We start from the raw sequence: 14,258 nt of genomic DNA, 5'->3' as shown, positions 1-14,258 counted from the left end.
AAAAGCCTGACCAAGTCTGCTTTATTTAGAGCTAAGCATTTTTGTCTATAAAAATTGTATTGTCATTCAGGTTATTTTGATGGAAATTACCAGTTATAGGCATGGTCATCTATATTAGCAGCTCTTCGATAATTTTTGATTTTGTGGTTTGATTCATGTACCAAAACTATTATGAATAGGTTATGGGTAAAATATTCAAAATTCATTTTTGAATATTTTGATTGGTAATTGAAATATTGGAATAATCAGGCGGCTATTCGATTTTTTTGAGGTGGATGGCGTGTATTGGTATGAAAGCGGATGGTTCTTTAGTAAGGGGGTATGCATCGAAAATATAAATTATTGTATTTAGCATCTTTGGTCCTGGTTATTCATTATTTTAATAATGCCAATGAAAAATAAGTTTATTGAGTAAAAATTTTTCATTATTTTTCAGTTGCAAGATCAGACTTCAATTCTAACTAATACAAAAGGAAGTGTTATGAAAAACAAATCTACTCACCTGAAATTTAAGCGCTCTTTAGCCGCAGCGGCTGTAAGTGCCTGCTTAACAGCATCGACGGTATCTTTTGCGGCCAGCAATACCTCCGGTTCTATTTTTGGTAGAGCGGAAGCGGGAACTGAAATTACATACTTGAATAAAGGCACGGGGGTGAGCCGTACCATTACAGTGCCGGCGGGAGGGAGATTCAACATCAGCAGTGTACCTGCCGGTACCTATGTTGTTACGGATTCTGCGGGCAATGAACAGGAAATTCAAGTTACTATTGGCAGGGGGAGTAACGTTTCATTTGACGCTATTGAAGTTGTGGAAGTTATCGGGAATCGTATCAAGGCAATCGACACCTCTTCAGTAGAATCTACCGAGGTGTTTACAGCGGATACCGTTCAGCGTCTGCCGCTGCCGAGAGACTCGGTGGCTGTTGCATTGTTAACACCAGGGGCAATACAGGGTGGTGCCAATTTTGATCGCAACCTTCCGTCTTTTGGCGGCGCGTCTATTGGTGAGAACGGTTATTATATTGATGGCATGGATGTAACCAACTTACGTACATTGCTCTCGTTTGCGAATCTTCCGCAAGATGCGATTGAGCAGACGCAGGTCAAATCCGGGGGTTATGGTGTTGAATATGGGCGAGCGCTTGGCGGCATTATCAATGTCGTGACCAAGTCCGGTTCAAATGACTGGGCGTTTGGTGGTTCGGTTTATTCAGCCCCTGACGCACTAAGATCAAGTGAGAAAAACACCATCAATAGAAAACTGGATGGCAGCTCTGAAATCCTGACCTATAACTCCGCCGATACTGAGTCACGCCTGGAATATAATATATATGCCAGTGGTCCACTGATTGAAAACAGGCTGTTTTTTTTCGTGAACCTGGAGGGCCAGGATGACGACATCGATAATTACTCAAAAAATGACAGTTACAATATCAAAACGGATACACCTAATTACCTGGCCAAATTGGATTGGTATATTACCGACGAACATCTGCTGCGTTTTACCCATATTAACAACCAGACGGAGTATGATCGCACAGAGTTTGACAACCTCAATGGAGAAGAGTGGACTGGAAAGCATGGAAAGCAGAAAAACTCATACACTTACCAGGAAGGTGGTGATATGAGTATCCTGAGTTATACCGGCCATCTCTCCGACAACCTGACGCTTAACTTAATGGCGGGGAAACTTAAGCACCAGTACCTCAAGGCGCCCCGCCTGGAAGGTGGTGACTGCGCTTACGCCTGGGATACCATTAACGGCGTTGGCTGGAATGGTCGTAAAGCGATTGGATGCTGGAATGCGCCGAGTCAATCCCGAGTCACGGATGAAATCGATGATATCGATAAGAGAGACAGCTATAGAACGGATATTGACTGGGTGTTAGGGGATCACAGGCTGCGGTTTGGTTATAATGCTGAGAGTTACGATTCAACTTCTCCCGGCAGTAGTTATTCCGGTGGTATCTACTATCGCTACCGCACTGCCCATCCAAATAACAATTGTACAATCAATGGTGTTCTGTTGGACTGCGGTACAGAAATTGTTCGAGTTTGGACTCGAGACACCGTATCAGCAACCTTTTCTGTAGAAAATACCGCATGGTATATTGAGGATTCCTGGCAAATAAGTGACAACATACTGCTTTATGGGGGTTTGCGCGGTGAAACTTTCACTAACAACGATGGCGAGGGGCGTACTTTTCTGGAATCTGACCATCTTATTGCTCCGAGAGTTGGATTTTCCTGGGATATTGATGGAGATTCAAGCAAGAGATTGTATGGCACTTTAGGGCGTTATTATATCCCTGTGGCATCCAATACGAATATTCGGGCAACGCGCGAAGAGCATACTAGAACAGATTGGCATTACGCTCCTGACGGCTGGAAAGCTGATGGCAGCCCGGTAACGCTTGGTGAGAAATTTGGTGGAAGTATTATAGATGACCAAATAGCCAATCCGGCTGTGATTGCAGATGCTAATCTTGAACCCATGTACCAGGATGAACTTATCCTGGGCTATGAGCAGCGGGTTACAGATGACTGGACCTTGGGTGCGAAATTTATGGGCCGCACTGTAGGGAATGGGATGGATGACTTCTGTGGGAAAGATGGCTTTGTACGCTGGGCAGATGACAATGGCTATGATAACTTCGATCCCCATTCATTAGCCGGTTGCATTATTATTAATCCAGGCGAAGATATCACCATCGCAATGGATTTAAATAATGATGGAACACTCACCAACGTTACAACCCCGGCTTCTTATCATGGTCTTCCGGACTATAAGCGCCATTATCTGGGCCTCCAATTAACCGCTGAAAAAGCACTGTCTGATAACTGGCTACTTAACCTGTCTTATGTACTATCTCGCACCTTTGGCAATGTCGAAGGCTATGTGAACTCCTCTTTGGCCCAGGAAGACCCAGGGGCAACACAGGATTTCGATCATGCGAATTTCATGCACGGCGCCTATGGAAATTTGCCGACAGACAGAACGCATCAATTTAAGGCCTTTGGCCTCTATGACTTCACCGAGGAACTTTCTGTATCGATGAATTTAAGTCTGGTTTCAGGTATTCCGCTGAGCTGCCAAGGATTTGTAAGCACAGAAGGGATGCTGGAGGGCGATGGCACATCAGCCTATGACCTGATCAATTTTCGCCAATATTCGGCCTCCAGCTTTTATTGTAATGACGGCAGTGATAACCAAGTCTTAACCAAGCGTGGTGACGAAGGCAGATCAAACTGGTTGTACACTGCCGATCTGGGTATTGCCTATGCGCCGGCATGGTCTGAGGGATTGGTTCTAAAAGCCACCGTGTACAACCTGTTTGATTGGCAGCGCCCGGATGCCTACAATCAGCAAAAGGATTTGGAACGCGATAACTCCGCAGTTAACCCCAATTTCCTGAAGGCAACCAGTTTCCAGCCACCCCGCTATGTGCAGTTGACAGCGCGGTATAGCTTCTAAACAACCATTGGATATAGAGAGATACGGTCTTCTGTCATTCATTTATGACAGGAGGCCGGTATCTTTAACGATATTCTGAAAGCCACAGGTGTTGTTGAGAGGGCCGCGGGAGTTCAAAACTCCGATGCCAAGCAAAAGCCGGGTGCAGGATGCGGCGTTCTCAGCAGTCAGTCTCTGCCCGATCTTGCAGTAACCTTGTCTACTTTACCATCCTTGCATCTGGGGAAACCTGCAGTCCAATCTGTATCGCGCTATTGCCAATGTGCTGTGTAGCCTGCACTTTTGCAGTAACTTTCGGGCACATCAGTTTGTGCGATTACTTCTGTTGCGCCAGCGAGCTTTCACAGTGTATGAACCCGTATAGTTTGCAAGGTTGTGATTGGTTTGCACTTTTCAGCCCAGCCGTATTGGCCATGTATTGACCTCAGTATGTTTATTAACCTTTCCACTCCAAATACATGGTGTGAGTGAGAGACGCACGATTGCCCGGATTACGATTTCAGAAGTAAGCAGAATTGCCGGGAAATGGCCATGGTCGAAACGGAATCTATACTGAAAAAGGTTTTTCAGTGAGGTTCGCAGGATGCTGCTGGCGACAATCCGTTTTTATTGCGCCAACTTTGTGCGCTTTTTTCTGCCGCAGCAACGGGAAATTCCGGTCTGCAAGGGCACTGACAGTCACACCCGTCGCTACACGGTCCAATACCGGCAAAAGCGAGGGCGAGTGAGGAGTCTGTGGATTGCAGTCTCACTGGTGATGCTGTGTTTTCCGCTAGTGCCTTTACTGCTGGGTCTCGGGTTCTTTAGCGCATTTCTCTCGTTTGCTATTCTTGACGAAACGGTGTGACCCCGCCTCAGTGCGAGGAGGCAGGGTGGGTTGAGTGACAGTTATTTGAGCGTAAGCTGGTAGCGGACTGTCTGTTCCTTCAGGGGGCTGGGATTTCCCTCTACCCAATCGCGGTGTCCATTGGCGAAAAAAGGGGACAGTGGGTGGGCACTCTGTCCGGTGGCCATATGAAAGATGCCGTCGTGCTCACGCCCGGGTGAGACAACCATGCGCTCTGAGGCACCGTGATTCGGGGATTGGACACGGGGCATATGGGTATCACCGGGCAGGGGGTCTGCAGGCATGGAGCTAAACCAGCCCAGGGCGGGGATGGCACGGACAAGGGGGTGAACGATAGCGGCTGTATTTTGTGTGCCCCAGGTCTGCTGCTTCAGAGGCTGCCCGTCTGTTTCCATTTTCTCCAGTACCCGGTCCAGTGCTGCCAATTTGAGTGTCGTCCAGGATTCGAAATCCGGATTGAGCAGGTGCTGCGGCTCCCGTTGTGCCAATGTCCAGATGGGATACTCAAATTGCCGTTTCAGTGGGCCAAAAGTGAAGTGCGGCTGGAACTGGCGCATATAGGTGAGAATCGGCGCAGTGCTCAGCGCCATAAACTGCAGGCGAAAGTTGCGTACAATACGGTATCCAACTGAATCTGTGCTGGCGCGACCGCCCCAGTTTTGCACCTGACGGTAGACCTCGCTATAGCCCATGCGGTCTTTCAGAAGCCCGAGCAGCAGCAGCTGCCAGCACTCCAGAAATACCGCGCGGTTGTCCAGTTGAATTGCGAGCAGTGCCCGCTCGTCAAATTGGGATTGATCGAGGAGCTTGTCGCGAATCTGCTGCTGGCGGGCCCCCAGAGCGTACCCCTGGTCGCCCATTATTTTCAGCCAGTCTCCGCTCACCATGCGGGCATTGGCGCTCCATATGCGATGGGAGGCGGGATTGTAGAGCTGCGGCCGCTCTTTCGCGGAGAGATAGCCGTCCCAATAGGCATTGCCGTTGGCCCAGCTCTGTGTGCGACTCCCATCAAAACCCACTCGCCGGGGCATGGCCCCGGCCACGGTCCAGCCGATATTGCCATCCCTGTCGCCGACCACAAAATTCTGATGGGGGATGCCCAGCTCCGGACCCAGCGCCAGTGCCTGCAGGGCGGTGGTGGCGGATTCAATACGCAGCAGGTTCATATTAGCGCCGGCAATATCGTGTGCCACCCAGCGATAGGCGAGCGGAATCCCCCGGTGGTTTTTACCAATGACCGGGCCCCAGAGTGTTTTGCGAACCTCCACAATTTCGTCCCCGGCGTTTTTCACCAAAATGGTTTCCTGTTCTACTGTGAAGTGGCGCCAACCCTCCGGTGTTTTGTATTTCGTCCCCGCTTCATTCAGCTCCAGGGCAACCAGATCGCTCCAGTCCCCGCCGGTGTTGGTGAAGCCCCAGGCCACGGCGCCGTTGCTGCCGACCACCATGGTCGGGCCGCCGGGCAGGGTGGCCCCGCGGATATGCCTGTTGGTGCCGGGAATATTCCAGCCGGCACGATACCAGATGTTGGGTACACTAAGGCCCAGGTGCATGTCATTGGCGAGGGTGGCGCCGCCGTGTCCGGTGAGGGCTCCGCCTACTACCCAGTTGTTACTGCCATTCACCCTGTCGTCACTCCCCATCGTCTGGTAGGCAAGGGTGTCCGTATCGGTTAATAGTGTGGAAATGGATGTCTCTGGAATGGTGACAGTGGCTTTCGCGCCGCCCATCAGGGGTGCATCCCAGCTGCCACCGGCGGGAAAGAAGAAAGCGTAGAGGTCTTCCGGTAGCAGTTCAGCCAGGGCGGTATCGCGCCGTTCAAACCGGCCTTCCGTGCTTTGCAGAGTCATATACATACTGAAGACCGTCAGCAGGCTGTCCGCAGCAGACCAGGGCCTGGGTTTCTGGTTGAGCAGGACATACTCCCAGGGTTTCGCTCCCAGCTGTTGCAGTCCGAAATTGACCCCCTGCACATAGCTGTCGAGCAGTTTCCGCTGTGGAGCGGGCATGACGGCAATATTTCGCTCCGCGCGCTTGCGGAACTGGTGTGGGCGTACAGTTTTATCCGCCTTTAACGCGGGCGCACCAAACAGCTCGGAGAGCTCACCGGCAGCGTTGCGGCGCAGCAGATCCATCTGGAAAAAGCGCTCCTGGGCATGCAGAAAGCCCAGTGCGAAAGCCGAACTGGCGCGGTCTTTGGAGGAGATCATGGCAATACCCCGGGCATCGCGTTGGATAACCGCCGGTGTGGAAAGGGCTCCCGTATCGATTGTGCCTGCCAGTAGAGGTAGACTCTGGCGCCACCAGAGCCAGCCAGAGACAGCGACCAGCACAAGAAAGGTGGCAATGGTGAGCAGTAATCGCGATATTCGGCTGTTTATTAGATAGAACGAGCGTGCCATAGTATTTAGTAATTCCTGCTGGCGGTTATTGTAATGGGTGTTGCTTGCCTGGTGACTATCCAGCTGGCTGGTAAATAGGTTACCGGTGGCCACATCCTAGTAACTTTTTGTGACAAGGGTTGGTACTGAATTTTTGGATTAACCTGTCTTAGTGGAAAAAACGCCATAAAACTGACTAGTCACGAGATAAAAGTCATATCGGGGTTTTAAATTCCAAGCCGCGCACGTAAAATGGCGTGGAATAACAAAAATAATATCTCAAGAACATCACGCCGTATAACAAAAAACGCGAGGTCGCGATGATGCACGATGCTGATAGAACTCGAAACAACCGTCAATTCAATCTGTCTATCCTCTCCGGAGCCATTGCCTTCCTTACTGCCGTCAGTGGTCATGTACAAGGGGCGGAAATCGAAGAGGTGGTAGTAACTGCACAGAAGAGGGCGGAGAACCTCCAGGATGTGCCGATCGCGATTACCGCCTTTACCGGTGACAATATCAAAGAAAGTGGTGTCAAGAATCTGACCGATCTGGGCAAATATACGCCGGGTGTCGAAATGCACAACGACGTAGCGCTCCAGCCCATTTACAGTATTCGCGGAATACAGACAAACGACTGGACTGCGGGTTCAGACCCTGCGGTTGCCGTGTATGTGGACGGGGTTTATACGGGCCGCGGTGCCGGAGCAGAGATACCATTGACCGATATCGAACGGGTCGAGGTTTTAAAAGGTCCCCAGGGTACACTGTTCGGGCGAAACGCCACGGGTGGTGCGATTCATATTATTACGATCAAGCCGCAGGCGGAAAATACAACAGAGCTGAATTATACTCTGGGGAACTTCGGACGACAGTCGTCCGATCTGGTGTTGAACGGCCAGTTGACTGACGGCCTCTACGGACGCTTCTCTGCCTCTTCTAATCGCAGAGATGCCTTTGCAGACAACCTGGCTGGCGGCTTTTCCGTAGGGGATCAGGATACCCAGACATACCGGGCTTCAGTATTGTGGGAGCCGACAACGGATACAGAGCTGTTGTGGCGTGCCGACTACGGGATAATGGACCAGGGCAGTGCCCTGGCTACGACGATAGTGCCCAGCCTCAAAGGCGAAACCGATCTATTCGGTGACTATGCCCTGGATACTCCCACTATTGAGGACCGCGACGCATTCGGTACCTCGCTGACCATTACCAGTGACTTCGATGCGTTTACCCTGACTTCAATCACGGCTTACCGGAAGTTTGATGCTTATCTGCAGGAGGACGAGGACGGTACCGCCAATCCAGACTATTTTTTTGGTTCAATCAACCTCGACAAGCAAGAGCAGTTTTCCCAGGAGTTCAGGCTCAATGGTGCTAGCGGGGATATCAAATGGACTCTTGGCGCCTCTTATTTACAGGAAAAGCTGGAGCATACGACCCATGCGAATTTTACCTCCGGCTCACTGGAATCCTTTGCAGTATACGAAGGGATAAAGGCACAGTTCCCGAACCTGACCCAGACCCAGCAGGAGGATCTGGCGGTACGGCAGCGCCAGCAATTAAAACAGGCGGGACTTGAGGGAATAGCCAGTGCTACTTTTATTTACGATCTGATGTTGCAAGGTGGTCAAGTAGATGCACTTGCGAATACCATCCTGGAGGAGTTGGGGCTTGGGGGCTCAGGCCTAGAGCTCACAGCCGACATGTTGAACGCTGAGGATATTATTGGGCAGTTGTTGGCGGGAGGGATACAGGGATGGGTTCAGGATGATACTGCCTGGAGTGAGAGTGTGCATAACACCGGCGATTACCGTTCCAGTGCAGTCTATGGGGATATGACCTGGAGCATCACCGACCAGATGGATTTGACAGTTGGTGCCCGCTACACTTACGACAGCAAGGACTTCACCATTGAAACCGCTTATGGCAATTATATTCCATTGGCGCTGTCAGGGGGGCCGGTTCGTGTTGACCTCGGTGGCGGGGTTGTCGTGCCTGTGCCTGTGCCTCCAATAGATATCCCTAGGGTATTTGAGCTATTTGGTATTGCTTTCTACAATAACGGCGAGCCATTCTTGGACTCCAAACTAAGTGACAGCTGGAGCGATATCTCCGGGCGCATAGTCCTCGATTACCGATGGACCGAAGAGGTGATGACCTATGTTTCCCTTGCTGATGGCTTTAAGGCCGGTGGCTTCAACAGCCTCAACTTTGGCCCCGGTGTAACACCCGCTTTTGACCAGGAGGACGTGGTCAATCTGGAAGCGGGCCTGAAAAGTAATCTGTTCGACAACCGGGTGCGCCTCAATGCCTCTGTGTACACTTACGAGTACAATAACTTGCAGACCCTGGATCTGGTGGGTGTCCCTATCCCCAGCTACAACCTGAGAAACGCCGACGCCGAGGGTACCGGGGCCGAGATAGAGCTGCAGTGGGCAGCTACGGATAACCTCTTTATCGCCGGCAACTACTCCTATCTGGATACGGAATTTACGGATTACCAGATTATTGAGGTGATCGGTGAGACGGAAGCGGACTCACTGGTGGGTGAGCCGAGAGTTTCCACCCCTGAGAATAAACTCAATCTTATGGCCGAATACTCCGTGGATCTGGCTTCCGGGGGCCAACTTCTTCTGCGCGGTGACTACAATTGGACCGATGAACGTATTGGCTCGGTTACCGATAGAGCCCGTATTGTGGAGGATTACCAGTTATTCAACTTGCGCGCGGCCTGGAACAGTGCATCGGAAAACTATTCAGTGGCACTCTGGGTTCAAAACCTGACTGACGAGGAGATTGCCGGAGGGTTTGGGGGATCGGGTGCGGCTATCGGGGCCAGTCCCGGCTGGCGTTTGGTGCCTAGAATGTATGGTGCCGATTTTACTGTGCGATTTTAGTTGGTTATGGGCCCGGCAACCCCTGGTTGCCGGGTCGCATCTGTTTCCATAATAATGACTTTGCAGGCCGGTTATACAGGCCTTTTTTTTATGCAGTTCTGTTTTTTTTAATAAACTGGCGCAAATTCGGTCTTGTAAGTCTGCAATTACATGGGAATAGACCTAAAACTGCGTATGATGATTCCAATACAAATGAATTGTGTCGCGGTTGATGACCGATATGGCAATATTTGCAGATGAAGTCTCTGTGGGAGAAGAGCAGCAACAGTTGCTCGCTGTTTACCGGAAGGTGCGGGGGGAGACAGAACAGCTGGCTGAGCCGTTGTCTGCCGAGGATATGCAGATACAGTCCATGCCCGACGCCAGTCCCACCAAGTGGCATCTGGCCCACACCAGCTGGTTTTTCGAAACGTTTATTCTGAATGCGTATTTGCCCGACTATCAATTATTTGATCCGCATTTTAATCACCTTTTTAATTCCTACTACAACAGCCTTGGGACACCATTTTTAAGGTCTCGGCGGGGACTGGTGTCTCGGCCGGATATCGGTCGGGTGTACGCCTACCGAAAGGCCGTGGACGAAGGCATTGAGAGGCTGTTGAGTGAATTTCCCGGTGCATCCAGTCTGAATGCCCTGATTGTCTTGGGCTTGAATCACGAGCAGCAGCATCAGGAACTCTTGTTGACCGACATAAAACATGCTTTGTCGATCAACCCGATGGCGCCTGCCTATTGCGATATGATGCCAGAGGAGGAAACAGCGATCGTTGAACCGCTGCGCTGGCTGCAGATTCCGGGGGGATGTTACGGCATTGGCAGTGAGGGTGAGGATTTCTATTTCGATAATGAGGGACCGGCGCACCAACAGCTGTTGCAGGGGTTTTGCATCGGTTCCCGATTGGTTACCAACGGCGAATACCTGGCATTTATTGAAGATGGCGGCTATCAGCAGCACAGGTTGTGGTTATCGGATGGCTGGGCACTGGTACAGCAGAGGGAGCAGCAGCAGCCGCTGTACTGGCGCGAGACGGCAAAAGGCTGGCAACAGTTTGGCCTGCATGGATTGCAGCCGCTGAATGTGGCCGAACCTGTATATCACTTGTCTTTTTATGAAGCGGACGCTTTTGCCACCTGGTCGGGAAAGCGCCTCCCCACCGAGTTCGAATGGGAGGCGGCTGCATGTCATCTGCGCCAGCTGGATCAACTGGCCACTGCCAACCTGCTGGAAAAACAGGCTTTCAAGCCTCTGGCTGCCGAGTTGGGGCGGACCCAGTTTCTCGGCGATTTATGGGAATGGACTTCCAGCGCCTATTTACCCTACCAGGGCTTCAAGGCCCGTGAAGATGCCGTAGGCGAGTACAACGGTAAGTTCATGTGTAATCAGAAAGTGCTGCGCGGTGGCTCGTTTGCAACGCCGTCAGGCCATATCAGGATCGGTTATCGAAATTTCTTTTATCCACATCAGGCGTGGCAATTTACTGGTATTCGTTTGGCAGGAGATTCAATGTGAGAGCAGCCTTATCGTCTGTTCCCGGCAAGCAGCAACAGGGTAGTGAGTTTCTCAGGGATGTTCTGGAGGGGTTGGGAGGTAAAACAAAAACACTGCCATGCAAGTATTTATATGACGAAGTGGGTTCCCGTCTTTTTGAGGAGATCTGTGCGGCCGAGGATTATTACCTGACCCGCACGGAAACCGATCTGTTCACGAAAAATCTCGGAGACATTGCCCGGGAGATCGGCTCGGGGGCTCTTCTAATTGAGCCAGGGGCAGGCAACTGTGAAAAGATTGAGATGCTGATCGCTGAGCTCAATGCCCCCAGAGGATATTACCCGATGGATATATCCCCTGAAATTTTGCAAGCGGCGGAGGCTAGAATCAAGTGCCATTTACCCGGTATCCAGGTGTGGAGTGAGGTGGGTGATTTTACCCAACCAGCAGTTTGGGATAAGTTAAGTACTATTCCCTCCCGCAAAAGGGTTGTATTTTTCCCCGGGTCAACCATCGGGAATTTTGAGCCACAAAAATCGGTGCAGCTACTCGAACTGTTCGCCGCAAACCTGGGTGCCGGTGACGGTCTGCTGATCTGCACGGATCTGGTGAAGGATTCGGTGGTGTTAGAGCGGGCTTATCACGACAGCGCGCATGTCACCGAGAGATTCAACAAGAATCTCCTTTGCCGAATCAATCGCGAGCTGGACGCAAACTTTGACCTCTCCCTGTTTGCCCACCGCGCCTTCTACCACCCGCTGCGCCAACGGGTGGAGATGCATTTGGTCAGCCTGCGGCGCCACGATGTCTCTATTGCCGGAATCAGGGTGGAATTTGCAGAAGGCGAGACCATTCACACGGAAAGCTGCCATAAGTACACCATCAACGGGTTTAATGCACTGTTGTCCAAGGGAGGGTTTAAACCCATACGACACTGGAAGGATGCTTCTGAATCTTATGCTATCCACTACGCCCAGGCTATCTAGCACTATAAACTGCATCGCCCTGTTTTTTGCAATGATCGGTTTTTTCACAGTGGCTGTCGCCAACGAAGCCCGTGGCAGTGCCAGCGGCCTCACCGTGTATAACCGCCCGTTGTGTTTCTGCTGTAAAAGGTGGGTCAGCCATCTCGAAGACAGCGGCCTTCAGGTGTCTTCTATTGTGAAGTTGGATATGAAAAAGCTCAAGCGGCAGTGGGGTATCCCAAAGGGGATGGAGGGGTGTCATACGGCAGTATGGCAAGAGCGCTATGTTTTTGAAGGGCACGTACCGGCAGTATACATTCACAAGTTTCTCGCCTCCCCCCCGGAGGGAAGCACCGGACTCTTGGTGCCGGGAATGCCAGTTGGCAGCCCGGGAATGGAAGCACAGGGAGCGTTCGCGCCTTATAATATCTATCTTTTGCTCAATAATGGCGATTACCGGCTTTATGCTCGCGTCGAAAATCCCGGTGCTGTCTAAGCCGGACTATATTTGAGCCGTTTGATCTATCGAGATTGTTGCAGATGGCGCAAAGCCGATAAAAACGGCTGTATCATTCAGCGTAGGATCAGGCTGCTGAATTCCAACGTGTGTCTGGCCATAGCCTGTAATCGGTTTGGTCTCTGCCAGGGTTGGTGTCGATCTGAGCAAACTGATACTGCCTCTTGAATCTTATTCATATATTGCTTATGGCTCGGGTACCTGATCTGTGGCAAGGGGTGTGCCTGAAACCAAAGAGCGCTGGCTCCAGAGCCGATTGAATTTTACAAATCGGCAACCCAGGGTCCTAATTCGCTCAATCTAGCTGGGACAGAAACGACGCCAAATGGCAACATAATTGCCAGGGTTACAGTACTTTTGAAAGCGGTTCTGGGCTTGATAGCACGGCTAAAGATAGGAGTGGAAAACCCGCAGTTTGTGAAACGCATCATCAGGCTTCATATGACAAAGTACGGGTCGGTGGGCCGTGATAAAACAGGGGCGCGAAGAGCATCTTGTCCCTGGCAGTCATCAACCTGTTTGCGATACAGTCCTTACCTGCCGTGGAGGGTGCTGGCAGGTGGTTGAAAAAGGTCTTAAGCGGCCTTTCTCAACCCGGGATTGCGGCCCATGCCCAAAATCTCTCTGCAATAAATCAGGCCCTTACAGGCTCGATTTGCGGCCCGAATCTCCCTGTTCGGGTCAGCAGTCTGCTGAAAATAGACATCTTCAGCAGACTGCAAGAAACCGCAGGCGCACTGGACCAGTTAAATAACGAAGATAAACAAGTGGGAGAATGCCAAATGCGAACTGAAAGAAAAGTGGTATTTTCGATGTTTTTTTTGAGAATCACCGTGTTGCTGGTGATGTTGATATGGACCATCGATAAGTTTGTCAATCCCGGCCATGCCGCCAGAATTTTTGAAAAATTTTATGCCATAGCCGGGGTGGGTAACACAGTGGTCTATATCCTGGCTCTGATAGAACTGATCATTTTGGTGCTGTTTTTCTTTGGTATCAAAAAGAAATACACTTATGGACTGGTATTTGTTTTTCACGGTGCCTCTACCCTGGCTTCTTTTCCTCAGTATCTATCCCCTTTTGAGGGTACCAACCTGTTATTTTTTGCCGCCTGGCCCATGCTCGCGGCTTGCTCGATGCTGTTCTTTTGCCGCGAGGATGACACCCTGCTTCAGGTCGATACCAAATTCTCCTGATACCGGTTGGACCTAAACGCATGCCGATCGGCTGGAGAGGGGGCAGGTTAGCGGTTTTGGCCGATGTGTTCGCGGCTTAATACTCACTGGGGCACCCTCCCGAGAGCATCCGGGCTGCAGAATGCGCTTCCCTGTGAGTGGGAAGGGGCAAATCCGGCCCTGATGAATCAGACGGTTTTTTCCTGCCCATCTGGTTCGTGGTGAAAACCATCTGGTAGGGCAGTCATCGACATTGTTTAAAGCCGGGGCAGCTGCGGTTCTCCTCACGCCGGATGACAGTTTTTGCCACGTCAGTTGGCCCCTCCACGGGTTACAGGGCAGAAGTTCCCATCCTGTCTGGGGCGGAGAGCGGTGACTCTGGCCACAATCTGGCGGGTCTTACTAGTGGGCACCCGTGGTTATTATACCGGTGCCAAAAGAGGCCCGCGAGCCAACCCTCGCCTGGATAAGCTGCTGGGAGAACCTCTCACTTTCAGTACCGGGATGCT

The 14,258-nt window shown here is 51.2% G+C and carries 8 protein-coding genes; 7 read left to right on the top strand and 1 reads right to left on the bottom strand.

What is annotated here, in order from left to right; translation table 11 throughout:
* Window positions 1-481 precede the first annotated feature (481 nt).
* Window positions 482-3,475: a TonB-dependent receptor gene (locus M8T91_RS11105; RefSeq protein ID WP_301414226.1), complete on the top strand. Its 2,994-nt coding sequence runs from the start codon at window positions 482-484 to the stop codon at window positions 3,473-3,475.
* A 583-nt stretch (window positions 3,476-4,058) separates the two neighbouring features.
* Complete coding sequence (locus M8T91_RS11100) at window positions 4,059-4,322, top strand: hypothetical protein (RefSeq protein WP_301414225.1); 264 nt, start codon at window positions 4,059-4,061, stop codon at window positions 4,320-4,322.
* Between the two features lie 41 nt (window positions 4,323-4,363).
* Here M8T91_RS11100 and M8T91_RS11095 read toward each other — a convergent pair whose 3' ends face one another.
* Window positions 4,364-6,724: a penicillin acylase family protein gene (locus M8T91_RS11095; RefSeq protein WP_301414224.1), complete on the bottom strand. Its 2,361-nt coding sequence runs from the start codon at window positions 6,722-6,724 to the stop codon at window positions 4,364-4,366.
* 299 nt (window positions 6,725-7,023) lie between these two features.
* Here M8T91_RS11095 and M8T91_RS11090 point away from each other — a divergent pair, with 299 nt between their 5' ends.
* The 5 genes from M8T91_RS11090 to M8T91_RS11070 all read left to right on the top strand — a co-directional run bounded on the left by M8T91_RS11090 (window position 7,024) and on the right by M8T91_RS11070 (window position 13,770).
* Entirely contained in the window at window positions 7,024-9,603 is a 2,580-nt protein-coding gene (locus M8T91_RS11090) for a TonB-dependent receptor (protein ID WP_301414223.1), read from the top strand.
* 220 nt (window positions 9,604-9,823) lie between these two features.
* A complete protein-coding gene (egtB, locus tag M8T91_RS11085; RefSeq protein ID WP_301414222.1) occupies window positions 9,824-11,113 on the top strand; it encodes an ergothioneine biosynthesis protein EgtB in 1,290 nt (429 codons plus the stop codon).
* A complete protein-coding gene (gene egtD / locus M8T91_RS11080; protein WP_301414221.1) occupies window positions 11,110-12,078 on the top strand; it encodes an L-histidine N(alpha)-methyltransferase in 969 nt (322 codons plus the stop codon). The genes egtB and egtD overlap by 4 nt, the downstream gene beginning before the upstream one ends.
* Before the next feature lie 31 nt (window positions 12,079-12,109).
* Window positions 12,110-12,553: a DUF411 domain-containing protein gene (locus tag M8T91_RS11075; protein WP_301414220.1), complete on the top strand. Its 444-nt coding sequence runs from the start codon at window positions 12,110-12,112 to the stop codon at window positions 12,551-12,553.
* Window positions 12,554-13,386: 833 nt separating this feature from the next.
* The gene (locus M8T91_RS11070) at window positions 13,387-13,770 is read left to right on the top strand and encodes a hypothetical protein (RefSeq protein WP_301414219.1); all 384 of its coding nucleotides are present in this window, start codon (window positions 13,387-13,389) and stop codon (window positions 13,768-13,770) included.
* The last annotated feature ends 488 nt before the right edge of the window (window positions 13,771-14,258 follow it).

Origin of the sequence: Microbulbifer sp. MI-G (genome assembly GCF_030440425.1) — a bacterium.
Classification (GTDB): domain Bacteria; phylum Pseudomonadota; class Gammaproteobacteria; order Pseudomonadales; family Cellvibrionaceae; genus Microbulbifer; species Microbulbifer spongiae.
Note: the sequence above shows the minus strand (reverse complement) of the source record. Positions and strands in the feature narration are given on the sequence as shown.